We start from the raw sequence: 14,748 nt of genomic DNA, 5'->3' as shown, positions 1-14,748 counted from the left end.
TATAAGATAAATCAAATTATAGATTTGTTTAAGAGCTATGGTTGGAAGTTGGATACAACCATCAATGAGGCAGAGAGGAATCGGTTGATCGAGAAAATGAACTATAATGACGTAAAAGCATTCTTAGAAGACATGAAGAAGGGGAGTAGTTCTGAACCTTCTGACAGTGTGAAAATGAGATATTGTAGGCGTTGTATTGATTAGCTTTTCAATGGGATATAACGTATTAGAACGATAAGAATATAGCTCCGGAACGGTCATGATTCATGACCTGAAATACTTGAATATATCCATTTGTCAGCTTGGTAGAATAGCCCTATTACGAATTATTTTCATGAAGAAAAATATTTTTTTTCATGAAAATAAATATTTCCACTCGTGAAAATAAATATTTTTCTTCATGAAAATAATTCGCAAAAGTACTTGTCTCGTCGCAGGCAGGATATAGAGAACGGATGGAAATTGATATGCTTTTCAGCCTTTAAAGACGGAGTATCTAAGTGCGCCGGGATAGCGTTTAGAAAATGACAGAATAGCCTTAGACACAGTAATACACGAACAAGTTGCGGAGAGTGACAAGGGTTGAGGCTGCTAATCGAGGCATATAAGCATAAAAGCATAAAGAATAAGCATAGTCCGGAACACTATACAAGTGTGTTTTTAATTCTCTCTATGGAATAGAAAGAGGGAAATGGATATTAACGAGTTATTATAACCTTAGCTGTAAGCAGAGGAGTATTTCACGCCCTCGTAAGGGCAGGAAAGTGTTGAATGTATTGATTCCAGCGTTCTGCGTAACGCTGTAGGATTTGCTGTTTAGCAGGTTTGTCCCCGATAGCTTCAGCTCCCATACATTATTTATCTTGTAGTTGAAGTCACCGTCCAGTAGTCCACAGGTATGATAATGTCCATCTGTAATTTCGTTTGTAAGATTATAGAACTTCATTTTCAGTTCCATGTTCTTTGTCGGAAAGAGATAAATAGAGAGATTGGTTGTATAGGATGAAAGGACATCCAACTTCATAAGACTACTCTGTTCCCAGTAATATTGAGCTGTAAAAGCTGCTGACAGGCGCATCCATGACAGTTTCTGGAAACTTGTACTGAGCGTTCCTGAAGCGTGGTGAGAATGGTTATTGACCATAACACCCGATTGCGAAACAAGACAGCTACCTCTGTTATATGTTGCATCAACCTTTAAGGACAAGCCTATGGGGATGAAAGTCTTGTCCATCATAGCACTTATAGTCGTATTATGCCGGTGGTTATTGCCTCTTACCCACGACATAATAGTCATTGAGTCGTTGTGTTCATAGTGGCTGTAAGCCTCGCTTCTTGTATCAGAGTAGGCAAGCGAAAGGTTTGCAAAGAGCATTGTTGCGAGGTTACGATAGCGGATATGGAAGGATGTGTGCAGGTGGGTGGACTTGTAGATGTCATTTCCTGTTACCTGTATATTCCTATATCCCTCTCTTAAAGGGCTCAAGGTATAGAAGTCAAGAGAGTTTTCGTCTGCTGAGAATGATGATGAGAGGTTCAGGGTAAGTGTACTTGTCAGCATCTGCTGTATTGTCAGATAGGGCTTAAATGCAATGAAGTTGCGCACAGACAGCCTGTTGACTAATGTCAGCAACGCCTATTTTCCGTTTACCGTAACCTATGAGTGTGAATGTCAGTACATCCTCTTGGTGTGCTGTGAGGTTAAGGCAGCCCTTTCCGTCAGCAATCTTATAACTCAGCATCTTGCCCTTTGAGTTTACGATACGGCACATCACATCAGCTAACGGTTGGAGGCTAGCAGAGTCCCTAACCTCAATCGTCAGTTTTACCGGAGCTTCATCCTGCTGTGCAAAGAGGGTAAGGCAAGTGGTAAAGAGGTAGAGTAAAAGAAATATCCGTCGCAAGATGTTATTCTAATTCTATCGGATTGTAAGGCTTTGCGTTCACTGTTGCTGCAACATCAGCCGATACAGTAATGCTTCCATCGCCCGTCAAGGCTTTTACGGGGTCAGCACAATAGTTCTTATACATTTGTCTGACGGTTTTTCGGGTGCTCTTTATTACAGCACTTTTATCGTACATATAAATGGGAACATATCCCTTTACTTGCTGTAATCCAGTCAGGGTGAAAGTAAAGTTATCCTCTGTATCCTGCACTTTAAAGATGAGTCCAGGTAGTCCACAGAACTTATAAGGTCCGTATGGAAGTTCTACCTCAGGTGCATACCAAGCTATGTAATCACGCCCGAAGAGTCTTGTCTTTGCCTTCTGACACTGATATCCAGCAATGGTACTGTCTCCTTGCAGTAATTCCCATTTCAGTTGAGGAGCGTTCTCCTCATATTGATATCTTTGGAGTCCTCCTGCCTTGCATTGAATAAACTCGTTTTTAGTCTCTCTATTCAGCAGGATGAGTTCGCGAAAGCCTATGCTCTTCAATGCTCCGATAAGTTTAGGACCCGATGAAGTTACTTGGGATTCTCCTTTTGATATAGATGCGGAGATGGAGTCGAAAGTAAGTTGTCCATAGTCGATGAACATATTGTACAGCTTACCTATCCTTAGAATTGTGTTTGCCGTGCGTTTAGCATTTGGATACTTTGCGTCTTTAGCAAACTTGTATTCATAGACTATCTGGTATTGTGCAGGTTCATATTGCACAGTCTTTGTCGAATCCCATCGCCCTTCTAATTGAGAGAAGTTCAGCGTTTGGGCAGATAGACAAGTCGTGCTGACGAGGAGAATAAGTAAGATTATGTTTTTCTTCATTTTGATTGGTTTTTAAGTTTGAACATTTCAAGAATGATTCAAAGCCTGTTATTTTATAAGATTGTTTTATTGTTTGTCTACAAAGCGTCTCTTCTTCTAATTCTTATCGCTGCAAATATATAAAATAAGCGGACAAATGCCAAGTCTATTTCTATTTTTTCATACTTTAATGATTTATATTGCCGTTTGCTAAAACTTAAATAACATATTCCTTATACTGAATCTCTTTTCAATAGATAGTATTGTGTTGTCTTTGTAAAAGTAAGCCTTCCAACCAAATAAGAATTGTTAGACTTTGGTAATACGCTCTCTAAAAACAATAAATTGCTCGCACACCAGTAGTTTATTACAAGCCATGTTAGGCATCAACACCATTGGTGTTAGCCCTCAGCACCATTGGTGTTTACCGTCAACACCACAGGTGCTGGGCAACAGCACATAGGCATAAGAAGGCAAAAGAGAATCCAGATAGTATTTATAAGAAACATGCAAGACACAAATGAATAACCTGTATATGGTAGGTGTTTACCAGCAGGAGTAATTTATTAATTACGGTTGAGTTTCTTTATGCCTTGAAATGATAAGAATTATAATACGGCATTTTAAGCCCTTCTTTTCTGTCCTTTCTCGTTTTTTTTTACTACTTTTGTGCGCAAAGATACAAGTTAATTTAAACCTACGGATATTAATGAGTGAGAATAACCTTTCCACTAACGAACCGGCACAGACGGCGGATGCTCCTGTAAAGGCAAGTTATACTGAATATAAAGTCATCCCATCGCAGGGATATTGTATGATTGTGAAGTGTCGCAAGGGCGACCAGACAGTTGTCTTGAAGGCACTGAAGGACGAATATCGTGAGCGTCTGCTGCTTCGTAATGCTCTGAAACGTGAGTTCAAGCAGTGTCAGCGGCTCAATCATTCGGGTATTGTGCGTTATCAAGGACTGGTAGAGGTGGATGGCTACGGTCTTTGTATCGAGGAAGAGTATGTGGAAGGACGCACCTTGCAGGCTTATCTCAAGGAGCAGCATACCGATGACGAGAAAGTTGCCGTTATCAATCAGATAGCGGATGCGTTGCGTTATGCCCATCAGCAGGGCGTTAACCATCGCAATCTGAAACCCTCCAATGTGCTTGTAACAAAGCAGGGTGACTATGTGAAAATCATTGATTTCAGCGTTCTTTCGCCCGAGGATATGAAGCCTACGGCCGATGCAACTCGCTTTATGGCACCAGAGCTGAAGGATGAAACGATGACGGCAGACGGTACTGCTGACATCTATTCGCTCGGAACCATCATGAAAGTGATGGGTCTGACACTTGCTTACAGCGAAGTTATCAAGCGTTGCTGTGCCTTCAAGCGCAGCGACCGTTACAGCAACATCGATGAGTTCCTTGCCGATTTCAATCATGAAGGCTCGTCTTTCAAGATGCCGAAGATAGGAAAAGGCACGGTAATGTTGGGCTTGATAGCTGTTGTGGCTATTGTTATCGGAGCATTGATATATAATTATGGTAGTGCATTGGTTGAGCAGGTGGGCAAGATAGATGTGTCATCCGTATTCAAGTCTGATGCAGAAACAGCCCTGGAAGATACTGTAAAAGTCTCTCCTGTTGAGCAGACAGACAGCGTTGCTGCGGGCTTTGAGGCTCCTGCAACAGGCAAACTTGCCTTTATGAATACGATGAAACCAGCCCTTTATAAGGAACTTGACGGTATCTTCGAGCAGAATGCTGCCGACAGGACGAAGCTGAACAAGGCTATCAAGGCTTACTATCGTGGACTGATTCAGGCTAACGACACGCTCGACTATGAACAGCGTGCCGAGCTTGACCGTGTATTCGGCGATTATGTGAAGCAGAAGAAGGCTGCATTAAATCAATAAGATACAGACACGGCAGAGGTAAGAGCTAAGTCACGTTGACGTGATATTTGCTCTACTCGGAAGTAGTGTTTATGGAAGGCTGGGGCAGAGTCTGTGCTTTCTTTCAGAACCTTTGGAGGGTGTGAGAGGAAGACAGTGTCTGCCCCTGTCTGCTTTTGTCAGAGCATAGAAGGGGTGTATCTATGGAATGTCAGGACATTCTGAGCAATTGATGACTGATAACTACTGAGCCAGTTTTTCACGGATGGCTGTAGAGAATATAATAAGCAAAAGGAATGAAACAAATCTTTTATCTATTGTTTGCAGCCTTACTGTTTGCTGGTAGTATGCAGGCACAGACACCAACGATGAACCGTCGGCAGGCTGCTTGCCGGTCGATGGAACAGCAAGGGCTGGTGAATGTCAAGCGTGTAGTACCGTCTGTCAAGGTGGCATTGATGTATGCCCGCACGGATAACTTCTGTAATCGGGTGCTTTATCATGACTTGCGTGATGCCTACGTGTTACCCGCTTGTGCTGAGGCTTTGCGTAGGGCGCAGGCAGAGTTGAAGCGTCGTCGTCCCGATTTGAGCCTCTGTATCTTCGATGCAACACGACCGATGAGCGTGCAGCAAACGATGTGGGACGCCGTGAAAGATACGCCAAAATACTTCTATGTGTCCAATCCTGCCCACGGAGGTGGTATGCACAACTACGGAATGGCAGTAGACATCAGTATCTGCAAGTCGTCCTGGAACGATGCTACATGGCGTGATGGTGCCACACACTGTTCTATTGATACGATTCCAATGGGTGTGAAGGTTGACCACATGGGAATAGCCAGTCATATCGACAAGGAGCATGAACTCGTGTCCCGTGGACTTATATCCCGTGAGGCATTAGCTAACCGCCGCCTTCTTCGAGAGGTGATGAGTGCCGCCGGTTTCATGCCTCTGCGCACGGAGTGGTGGCACTTCAACCTTTGTACAAGGGCTTGGGCGAAGAAGAATTTGAGGGTGGTGAGGTGAGAAAAAAAGCCTCACCCCCAACCCCTCTCCGAGTGGAGAGGGGCGTGATTACCGACTTTGCTGTGGCATTAGACGAAAAGAATAGTATTGTAGATGAGTAGTTATCGCAATATAACAATAGGATAAGATGAAGCAAAAAAGCAATATAGGTCATTCTGAACTACCACTGCCAAGATATGTACGGGACGTTCTGAGTAAGTATAACATTTCACTCCCCTCTCCACTCGGAGAGGGGTTGGGGGTGAGGCTTCTTGCCCTCCAATCCCACCGCTATCCCGATATTGATATGCCTTTTCTGCTCAATCAGCTGGCAGGATGGCAGACGGCGCACACGAAACTGCCGTCTTGGGCAGCGAATGAGGATGTCATCTATCCACCACATCTGTCGATGGAACAGTGTTCAAGTGAGCAGACAGCAGAGTATAAGGCACGGCTTGTTGCACGCCTTACAGGGGTAAATGCTTCTGCTTCTTCTGCCCTCCATGACGATTGTAGTAGTCTTTCTGTAGCGGAAGAAACTACACCAACGCCACAACTGGTGCATGGTCGGAAAGGCTTAAAAGGCTCTTTCTGCGACCTGACAGGCGGCTTTGGCGTTGATTTTTCCTTTATGTCACGTGGCTTCGAACGTGCCGTTTATGTAGAACAGCAGGAGAAACTGTGCGAACTGGCACGTCATAACTTCCGTGCTTTAGGCTTAAAACAAGCCGAAGTAGTCCATGGTGACGGCACAGCATACCTCCATCAGCTCGACCATGCGTCTGTTATCTTCCTCGACCCAGCCCGTCGCAACGAGCAAGGAGGCAAAACAGTGCTTATAAGTGACTGTACACCCGATGTCCTGACATTGGAAGAAGAACTGTTGGAGAAGGCTGATACGGTCGTTGTAAAGCTGTCGCCGATGCTTGACTGGCACCGTGCTGTGGACGAACTCAACCGTTCGAGAGACGTTGTCCGTGAGGTTCATATCGTCTCTGTACGCAATGAATGCAAGGAACTCCTGCTTGTGTTGCAGCAAGCTAAAAGCAAGACTGAGAATAAAACGGCTGTGGGAAATGTCTTGCAGGTGTTCTGTGTGAACGATGATAGCGTCATTTCCTACACCCTTGATGAGGCTTCCGCCATGTCACAGCGTATTCTTCCAGCTGCCCCTGTGGACGGTCAATGCCTCTATGAACCTAATGCCTCGCTGATGAAAGCAGGTTGCTTTGCCCTGCTCACTGCCCGTTATCCCCTCTCGGCACTCAGTCTGAACTCTCATCTTTTTGTCTCTGATGAGTCAATCGACGATTTCCCGGGGCGAAAGTTCATGATAACATCGGTTTCATCGTTCAATAAGAAGGAGCTGCGCCGCAGCTTGTCGGGGATTAGTAAAGCCAATCTTGCCGTGCGCAACTTCCCTATGAGTGTTGCCGACCTTCGCAAACGGCTGAAGATAAAAGAAGGAGGTGACGTCTATCTTTTTGCCACCACCGATGCTGGTGGAAACCATTTACTCCTGATTTGCCGTAAGATTTGACGTTTCAAGTGGGATTATCAGGCTGAAAGGCGGATAATCCTTTGTTTAAACTTGGCGGTATCAAGATGTTTTTTTACCTTTGCAATTATACTGCTATTTGTCTTTCAGTTATTACAATATACGTCTTTGTCGGGCATGTCTGATAGTCTTCGGCAAGACATCCACCGACCTATAAAACGGAATTACATGATAAATATTTACCGATAAAAGCTATTAAAACTATGAACAGGTATTTAAAGATGGTCATCGCTGCTGCGTTGATTGGAGTGTCAACGTCTGCTAATGCGATTGATCGCAATGCTCTTGCGCAGTATGCGTCATCACTGAAGGGACTGAAGAAGGAACAGTTGAAGAATGCTTTGCACACACTGATGGATAAGAAGAGTGTGCTGAAGTATGGCGGCAGAGGTCCTGGTTATACATGGTATGGCTTCTGGTATACCGACCGTGACCCGCAGACCAGTGAATGCTACAACCGTTACAGCGACAAGAAATTCTACTTTGAAAGCACGAATAACGGTCATGCCATTGACGGCATGAACATCGAACACTCGTTCCCGAAAAGCTGGTGGGGAAAGACGAAGAACGATGCCTGGTGCGACCTTTATAATCTCTATCCCTCTGATGCAAAGGCTAACAGCTCAAAGAGCAATTATGTTATGGGCGTCGTTGTCAATGTAAAGGAACAGGCTGGCGAAGGCTATGACAAGGTGGGTACGGGCTATGCTGACGGCAGGCTTGTGAATATGTGGGAGCCGGGCGACCGTTTCAAGGGCGAGTTCTCACGCAGCTATATGTATATGGCAACAACCTATCAGCATCTTACCTTTGGTTCGGAAGGTGCGCATCAGCTGAAGACGGGTGATTATCCGACGCTGCGGAAGTGGTCGTCCGACCTGTTCCGAAAGTGGAGTAAGAAAGACCGTGTTGACGAACAGGAAATCAAGCGCAACGAAGCTGTGTACAAGATTCAGCACAACCGCAACCTTTTCATTGATTATCCTAACCTTGCTGAATATGTTTGGGGCGACAGTATGGACGTTGAGTTTAATCCTTATACTGCCATTACAACCGCTTCTGACGATGACCGTTATACAGGCGTAATCGTGCCTGACGACCCTGACACCCCGGATAATCCTGACACCCCGGATACTCCACAAGGGATTACCTTCGTGAAGACAACGGAAATGCCAGAGTCGGGCAAGCGCTATCTTATGGTGGCAGATGCTGACGGTCAGTGCTATGTTTGTACAAGTCTGAACCGTAAGTATGGTTATCCTACAGGTACGAAGATGACGGATTCTGACGGTAGGATAGTTGCCTCCGATGCAAAGATGATTCTTACTTTCGAGCAGGGAACAACTGGCTTCTACATTAAGGATGGCAATGACAAGTATTATGGACAGGACGGGAATTATCAGACTGTCCAGTTCCTTGATGACAAGAGTAAGGCTGTAGAGTGGATGGTTTCACCGAAGGGCGACGGAACATTCAGGATTACCACTTCTACGAACAACATCATCCAGTATTCTAAGTCTCATAAATCATTCGGAGCCTACAAGACGGAAGATGCCAATAAACCTTACCCAATGCTCTATGTGGAGGATAAGACAACGGAAATCGTCAAGGTTTGGACTGTCACAAGCAGTGACGATGCGGTCTATAATCTGCAAGGTGTACGCATGCCTGCTGATGCACAGCTTGCTCCGGGTATCTATGTCCGTGGCGGAAAGAAGTTTGTGGTAAGATAACCGGCAGGTTTACAGAAGGTCATGTTGGTGTAGGGGTGCATGGTTCTTGCGTCTGTCATTGAGAGTTTTTGCGGACGTAGATGCCGTTTATCTCTACGGTTTTAACAACAGATACTCTTGGTATATCCTCGTGATAACATCCTATAGTAAAGGACAGGCGCATGCGTCTGTCCTTTTATTTTGCTCTGCAATAGTCTTTTAAACCGTTTGTTCTGTTCAGAATGATGGACGTTTCTATCCTTTCCATCTGGTATTCCCAGTATCTTCGCCGTCCTTCTGCGATTTTTTTTCATGAAAAGAAATATTTTTCTTCATGAAAAGAAATATTTTTCTTCATGAAAATAATTTCTTTTTTTCGTGAAGATAATTCGTGGTAGATGGTCTGTTGCATGGAAAAGAACGCACGGGAGGATGGTTTTCATTCGTCGGAATCAGCTTTTAGAGTGGTTCTGTTCATTTTTATCGTGGCTTGTCTTTGCCGTGTCCTGCCAAATTCATAACTTTGTCGGCATGATAATCCAGATGCATAAACCAAAGCCGAGGATGGAGGAGTTGGACTTCCTCAAGTGCGTGTTCATCACGCTGATGATAGCCTTTCACCTTGCTTATATTGGCGACACCTATCCTGTTGCCAAACAACTGGTCTATACTTTCCACATGCCTGGCTTCCTCTTGGTGTCGGGCTATCTGTTTAATGTAAAAAAGCCGTGGACTGCTTTCGGGAAAACATTGCTTTGGATTTTTCTTCCATACGTCATCATGGAAAGCAGCTATACGGTGATGGCCTCCCTACTACCTGTCCGTGAACACATTGACCATCTGACGGCAGGAGTACTTATTGACCATATCTTCCTGCATCCAATGGGTCCTTATTGGTACCTACACACATTGATGCTTTGCGGTATCTGCTATTATATTGCTTTCAGGAAACCAGAAGGGGGCTTTTCATCGGCATTGAAACAAGAGAAACCACTGTTGCCAACCAAAATGATGAGTTGGGAAAATCAAGTGTTATTGGGTAGGTTTACCCTTTTTGCTCTATTCCTTTGGCTGCTCTCCCACGGCTGCGGACTCCTCTCAACAGCCAATGCAGCCTACTTCCTTGTAGGTGCTATCGTGCGCCAAGCAGTGGGCAACTTCCGTCAGGCATTCCCCGGTCGATGGTGGACAGCAGGACTTTTAATGGTGTGGTGTATCGACCCATCACATTATGACAAGGCTTCTTTTGCAGGTGCGTGTGTGGTTTTCCTGGTTATCAGTTCGCTGTTATGGGTTTATCAGTTAGGGATTCCTCAGTCGCTACGCAACCTCTTTCTTTTCATCGGGCGTAACACTTTACCGCTCTTACTCTTCTCACCTATCTTCACGATACTTGCCAAATACTATCAGCCTTTGCTACTTCGCATAGAGCCAACGGGAATGTTCTTTATGGTTGTTAGCGTTGTATTTGCGATAGCTGGCTCATTCGGAATCACGTGGCTGATGGATGCTACAGGGGTATCGAGGCTGTTCTTCGGGAAAGAAGGGCTTAATAAGTAAGTTGAGGGACTATTAGCCCAATTAACCCAATTAGTCAAATTAGCCCCATTAATCCTATATCCTCTCCTGTTTCAAGGGCTTCCCATCCAGTGTGTAAGCTGTGAAGACACCATGCTCGTATGTCATGAATGTTGGCACATTCCCACCTTTGGGGAAGGTGATAGAGCCAAGATTACACACGAGGACGCCATCCTGCTGCGTAAGTTCCCAGAGATGCGTGTGTCCATATACGATGGCATCGATGCTTCCTTTCGGCATCGATGACTTGTTATATACGTGTCCGTGAGTCAGAAAGAGCTTCCGTCCTTCGTCAACCAGCATCAGGTAGTCTGCCATCATTGGGAAATCAAGCAGCATCTGGTCTACCTCTGCATCACAGTTCCCACGTACTGCTACAATGTTATTGGCACGTCTGTTCAGTGCTTCCACTATTCCCTTGGCGTCAATTCCCTCTGGAATGGAGTTGCGAGGACCATAATTCAGAATGTCCCCGAGGATGCAGAGCATGTCGCAGTGCTCACGGTCGTAGAACTGAAGCACCTTCTCCAGTGCTGGCAGACATCCGTGGATGTCTGATACCAATAGATATTTCATTTCCTTCAAATTGATTGTTTCTTCGGCAAAGGTAGTGTTATTTTCTCGTATAATCTTTTAATTCAGGTATGTTCTGTAAATTACTTTTGTGGGTTTCTTGTCTTTCGGGCAGGCGGATGCCGCTTTCTTCGTGAATGAATAATGCAGGTTATGCTGCTGAAGGAGCAAAGGATAAGTGCAGAAAGGAACAAATGACAGGATGGCTTATGGCTGACTTCATTGGATGCGGAGTTTGTAGAATGTGCTTTTAAGGTCTGCTGGCAGATTGTAAGTTGTCAGAAAGTATTACTTTTCATTTTGAAAGAGATGTTGGCTTGTAGGCATTATGTGTGATTTATCCTGCTTGTTATTGTATGATAAGATGACATTGATTATCCGCTATACCCTTGCGTATCTGTTGTTTTGTAGCTTAAAAGGTGCTAAATGCCTTTTTTAAATAATTCATCTGATTTAATTTGTTTGTTTGAAACTTTTAGTTATATTTGCGACATGAAAGCCTATTACAGATAACCTAACTTGATTGTAATAATAAAGCCCTTCCTTATGAATATGAAAAGACTCATTTTATGTACCCTGTTTATGCTGTCTGCTATGATCAGCTTTGCCCAGCAGTTGTTTACATCCAAGGGAGTTGTCGTTGACGAGGGCATTACCTATTTCGATAATAAGCCGCTTGCACTGCAGGTGTGTCGGAAGGATAATACGAACTATGAAGTCTCTTCCCAGATTAACTCAAAGAAAGGCTATGTGTGTCCGTAGATGAACTTCTACATCCTTGAGTATGAGACGCACAACAATGTGGCTTGTAAACCGAACCCTGATACGTCAGGCAGTTTGACCGTAACCAACCAGTAACCATCAGGAATTGATTAGTAAAGTTCATAAATAAAAAAGCAGACCTTGGAGCCGGATATGTTGTTTCGGCTTTGGGGATCTGCTTTCTTTAATTTTAATATTATGGAAGTAAAGGACATCTTTGAGCTGCGGAAACAGGGGCGGACAGAGGAGGCATACGCTGCCGTTCTGCCCATGTATGCGGTGCACAAAGGGCATTACACCACGATTGCCATGTTCTGGGTAGGCGTGGATATGATGAAGCTCCGCTACCAGCAACGCCGTCTGGAGGAGGCATATAAGATATTCAGGAGTCTGATGAGGCTCTACCCGACGATGGACGACAGGGACCTGAAAGGACAGAGTGCCATGATGCGTGCTGCCTTACTGGTCTTCGACCATCATCCGGGTTTCTCCATGCTCGACTTCATTACACAATGGGACATCATCCGTCTGACGGAGGATGACTGGATAATGGGACAGGGGGACGGGCATCCTGTCCCCTCAATCGGTATGCGTGTTGTTGGAAAAGTGTTCAAGGAGGTTGAGAGCAAGCCTACGGTTGAGATGGCACTCAAGGCTGCACCGATACTGGCTGAGGCATTGAAGCACAGTCCTTACAACATGAACAACCAGCGTTACAAGGCGATGATATATCGGATTATGGGCAAGAAGGATAAGGCGATAAACATTTACATGCACCTTATCGGTAAGCACCGGCGGTCCTATCTCTTCCAAGAAATGTCCGAGCTCGTCGATGACAATCGTTACAAGATTGCGTTGTTGTGTAAGGCAATCGCGACACAACGTGAGGAAAAGTTCCGGCAGCGCATGCGCTTCACGCTTGCAGGGCTGCTTTTCGGCAGGGATAAAGCCCGTGCCCGCTACGAACTGGACAAATGTATTGCCGTGCGCAAGCAGTTGGGATATTCCATTACATGGAGGATGCAGAACCTTGCAGCAAGTCTGGCTGAGGTCACCCCTGTATCGGAGGCTGATGAAAAGAGCTTCTACAGAGAGCAGGAAGTGGTGCTGAAGGAACTCACAAGGTAGCTTTCTTTGTCGGGAAAGAGCATTGCATGCGAATTCTTTTCATGAAAAGAAATATTTATTTACGTGAAGAAAAATATTTTTTTTCATGAAAAGAATTCTTTTTCTTCATGAACATAATTCATCTTTGCAGCCCAGTACGGGGAGAAATTACAACAGGAGAAGTCGGTTTCAGACGTTGGAAGAGGTGTTCCGTATGCTGTATAAGGCTGATTCTGCTGCCTACGTAAAAAAGAAAGATGCTGTATCCACGTTTTGGATACAGCATCTTCGGTATTGTAAGGATGCAAGGAGGCGGTTATATGCTGCCACTCTGCACCACAGTAGAAACGTCTGTTACTTGATTCGTTCCTCTGATGCAATCATGTGTTCCGGTGACAGGATGGCATCGAGTTTCTCCTTGGAGAGCAACTTATGTTCAAGTACGAGGTCGTAGACAGAACCGCCGGTAGCAAGGGCTTCCTTGGCAATCTTCGTACTGTTCTTATAGCCGATGTATGGGTTCAGTGCAGTCACGATTCCGATGGAGTTCTTGACCATCTCAAGGCAACGCTCCTTATTCACGGTAATGCCGTCGATACACTTCTCACGGAGGGTATCCATGGCATTCGGCAGCCATGTGAGATCCTCGATAAGGCACTCTGTGATGATGGGTTCCATTACGTTCAACTGCAGCTGACCAGCCTCGGCAGCAATCATGACAGTCGTATCGTTGCCGATAACCTTGAAGCAGGTCTGGTTGGTTACCTCCGGGATGACAGGGTTCACCTTACCCGGCATGATACTTGAACCTGGTGCCATCGGCGGGAGGTTGATTTCATTCAGACCGCAACGAGGACCAGAAGCCATGAGGCGGAGGTCGTTGCAAATCTTGGAGAGTTTGACTGCCAGGCGTTTCAAGGCACTTGAATAGCTTACGTATGCACCAGTGTCAGGGGTAGCCTCAACGAGGTCGTTGCCTGCAAAGAACTCCATGCCTGTAAGCTCGCTGAGCTTTTCAGCACAGATCTTCGGGAAGCCCGGGGCAGCATTCAGACCTGTACCGATGGCTGTACCACCCATATTGATTTCATGCAGAAGTGCTGCATTGCGGTTGAGGTTGGCAATTTCTTCCTCCAAGGTGTTGGCATAGGCATTGAATTCCTGTCCGCTTGTCATCGGCACGGCATCCTGCAACTGTGTACGTCCCATCTTGATGACATCCTTGAATTCCTCACCCTTTCTGCGGAAGGCTGCAATCAGCTGGCTCAAAGAGGTCGTCAGCTTCTTGTTCAGGAGGATGAATGTCAGGCGGATAGTTGTCGGGTAGACGTCATTTGTTGACTGTCCGCAGTTGGCATGGTCGTTAGGAGAACAGTACTGGAATTCGCCTTTCTTGTGTCCCATGATTTCACAGGCACGATTGGCAATAACCTCATTGGCATTCATGTTGACCGATGTGCCGGCACCGCCCTGTACCATGTCGGTAACGAAGTCCTCGTGCATCTTGCCGTTGATGATTTCACGGCAGGCCTGAGCCATTGCATCAGCAACCTCATCGCTGAACTCACCGAGCTGACGGTTGGTCTCAACTGCAGCCAGCTTGACGTAAGCAATAGCGACAACATAGTCAGGATAGTCACACATGCGCTTGCGTGAGATGTGATAGTTGTTGATGGCACGCTGTGTCTGCACACCATAATAAGCCTTTTCAGGAACCTGAAGCTCACCTAAGAGGTCGCTTTCTACACGAAATTTCTTTTCTTCCATGATTCTAATTGATAAAGTTAGAGTTGTCACTCTCTTTCCTTATGGATG

11 protein-coding genes and 1 pseudogene are annotated in these 14,748 nt (G+C 45.4%); 7 read left to right on the top strand and 5 right to left on the bottom strand.

The genetic code is table 11. The features are described 5' to 3' along the window. Positions 1-709: 709 nt before the first annotated feature. The 3 genes from ADJ77_RS06220 to ADJ77_RS06215 are packed head-to-tail and all read right to left on the bottom strand — an operon-like array spanning position 710 to position 2,769. Entirely contained in the window at positions 710-1,561 is an 852-nt protein-coding gene (locus ADJ77_RS06220) for a hypothetical protein (protein WP_244148538.1), read from the bottom strand. A 22-nt stretch (positions 1,562-1,583) separates the two neighbouring features. After that, on the bottom strand, positions 1,584-1,904 hold the full coding sequence (locus ADJ77_RS13765; protein WP_148301573.1) for a hypothetical protein: 321 nt from the start codon (positions 1,902-1,904) through the stop codon (positions 1,584-1,586). Between the two features lie 4 nt (positions 1,905-1,908). Beyond that, a complete protein-coding gene (locus tag ADJ77_RS06215; RefSeq protein WP_025077674.1) occupies positions 1,909-2,769 on the bottom strand; it encodes a GLPGLI family protein in 861 nt (286 codons plus the stop codon). 688 nt (positions 2,770-3,457) lie between these two features. Here ADJ77_RS06215 and ADJ77_RS06210 point away from each other — a divergent pair. From ADJ77_RS06210 to ADJ77_RS06190, 5 genes are all read left to right on the top strand, one after another. After that, a complete protein-coding gene (locus tag ADJ77_RS06210) occupies positions 3,458-4,657 on the top strand; it encodes a serine/threonine-protein kinase (RefSeq protein ID WP_025077675.1) in 1,200 nt (399 codons plus the stop codon). A gap of 275 nt (positions 4,658-4,932) precedes the next feature. Then, entirely contained in the window at positions 4,933-5,664 is a 732-nt protein-coding gene (locus tag ADJ77_RS06205; RefSeq protein WP_025077676.1) for a M15 family metallopeptidase, read from the top strand. Positions 5,665-5,791: 127 nt separating this feature from the next. Further along, entirely contained in the window at positions 5,792-7,183 is a 1,392-nt protein-coding gene (locus ADJ77_RS06200; RefSeq protein ID WP_025077677.1) for a class I SAM-dependent methyltransferase, read from the top strand. Between the two features lie 221 nt (positions 7,184-7,404). After that, positions 7,405-8,934 carry an endonuclease I family protein gene (locus ADJ77_RS06195; protein ID WP_025077678.1) on the top strand — a complete coding sequence of 510 codons (1,530 nt, stop codon included), beginning with the start codon at positions 7,405-7,407 and terminating at the stop codon, positions 8,932-8,934. Between the two features lie 510 nt (positions 8,935-9,444). Then, positions 9,445-10,473: an acyltransferase family protein gene (locus ADJ77_RS06190; RefSeq protein ID WP_025077679.1), complete on the top strand. Its 1,029-nt coding sequence runs from the start codon at positions 9,445-9,447 to the stop codon at positions 10,471-10,473. A gap of 54 nt (positions 10,474-10,527) precedes the next feature. Here ADJ77_RS06190 and yfcE read toward each other — a convergent pair whose 3' ends face one another. Then, positions 10,528-11,067 carry a phosphodiesterase gene (gene yfcE / locus ADJ77_RS06185; RefSeq protein WP_025077680.1) on the bottom strand — a complete coding sequence of 180 codons (540 nt, stop codon included), beginning with the start codon at positions 11,065-11,067 and terminating at the stop codon, positions 10,528-10,530. 543 nt (positions 11,068-11,610) lie between these two features. Here yfcE and ADJ77_RS13250 point away from each other — a divergent pair. Both ADJ77_RS13250 and ADJ77_RS06175 read left to right on the top strand, forming a co-directional pair. Then, positions 11,611-11,922, top strand: a pseudogene (locus ADJ77_RS13250) (hypothetical protein). Between the two features lie 102 nt (positions 11,923-12,024). Further along, entirely contained in the window at positions 12,025-12,954 is a 930-nt protein-coding gene (locus ADJ77_RS06175) for a DUF7017 domain-containing protein (RefSeq protein WP_025077682.1), read from the top strand. A 333-nt stretch (positions 12,955-13,287) separates the two neighbouring features. On the opposite strand, the gene ADJ77_RS06170 is transcribed toward ADJ77_RS06175, so the two are convergent. Further along, entirely contained in the window at positions 13,288-14,700 is a 1,413-nt protein-coding gene (locus ADJ77_RS06170; protein WP_025077683.1) for an aspartate ammonia-lyase, read from the bottom strand. Positions 14,701-14,748: the final 48 nt, after the last annotated feature.

Origin of the sequence: Prevotella fusca JCM 17724, assembly GCF_001262015.1 — a bacterium.
Lineage (GTDB): Bacteria > Bacteroidota > Bacteroidia > Bacteroidales > Bacteroidaceae > Prevotella > Prevotella fusca.
The sequence above is the reverse complement of the archived record's forward strand: the minus strand, read 5'-3'. Positions and strand labels throughout refer to the sequence as shown.

Bases quoted from the DNA above. Each gene is read 5' to 3' on its own strand.
- ADJ77_RS06220 (WP_244148538.1), bottom strand. From the start codon at position 1,561: ATGCTGACAAGTACACTTACCCTGAACCTCTCATCATCATTCTCAGCA.
- ADJ77_RS06215 (WP_025077674.1), bottom strand. From the start codon at position 2,769: ATGAAGAAAAACATAATCTTACTTATTCTCCTCGTCAGCACGACTTGT.
- ADJ77_RS06210 (WP_025077675.1), top strand. From the start codon at position 3,458: ATGAGTGAGAATAACCTTTCCACTAACGAACCGGCACAGACGGCGGAT.
- ADJ77_RS06205 (WP_025077676.1), top strand. From the start codon at position 4,933: ATGAAACAAATCTTTTATCTATTGTTTGCAGCCTTACTGTTTGCTGGT.
- ADJ77_RS06200 (WP_025077677.1), top strand. From the start codon at position 5,792: ATGAAGCAAAAAAGCAATATAGGTCATTCTGAACTACCACTGCCAAGA.
- ADJ77_RS06195 (WP_025077678.1), top strand. From the start codon at position 7,405: ATGAACAGGTATTTAAAGATGGTCATCGCTGCTGCGTTGATTGGAGTG.
- ADJ77_RS06190 (WP_025077679.1), top strand. From the start codon at position 9,445: ATGATAATCCAGATGCATAAACCAAAGCCGAGGATGGAGGAGTTGGAC.
- yfcE (WP_025077680.1), bottom strand. From the start codon at position 11,067: ATGAAATATCTATTGGTATCAGACATCCACGGATGTCTGCCAGCACTG.
- ADJ77_RS06175 (WP_025077682.1), top strand. From the start codon at position 12,025: ATGGAAGTAAAGGACATCTTTGAGCTGCGGAAACAGGGGCGGACAGAG.
- ADJ77_RS06170 (WP_025077683.1), bottom strand. From the start codon at position 14,700: ATGGAAGAAAAGAAATTTCGTGTAGAAAGCGACCTCTTAGGTGAGCTT.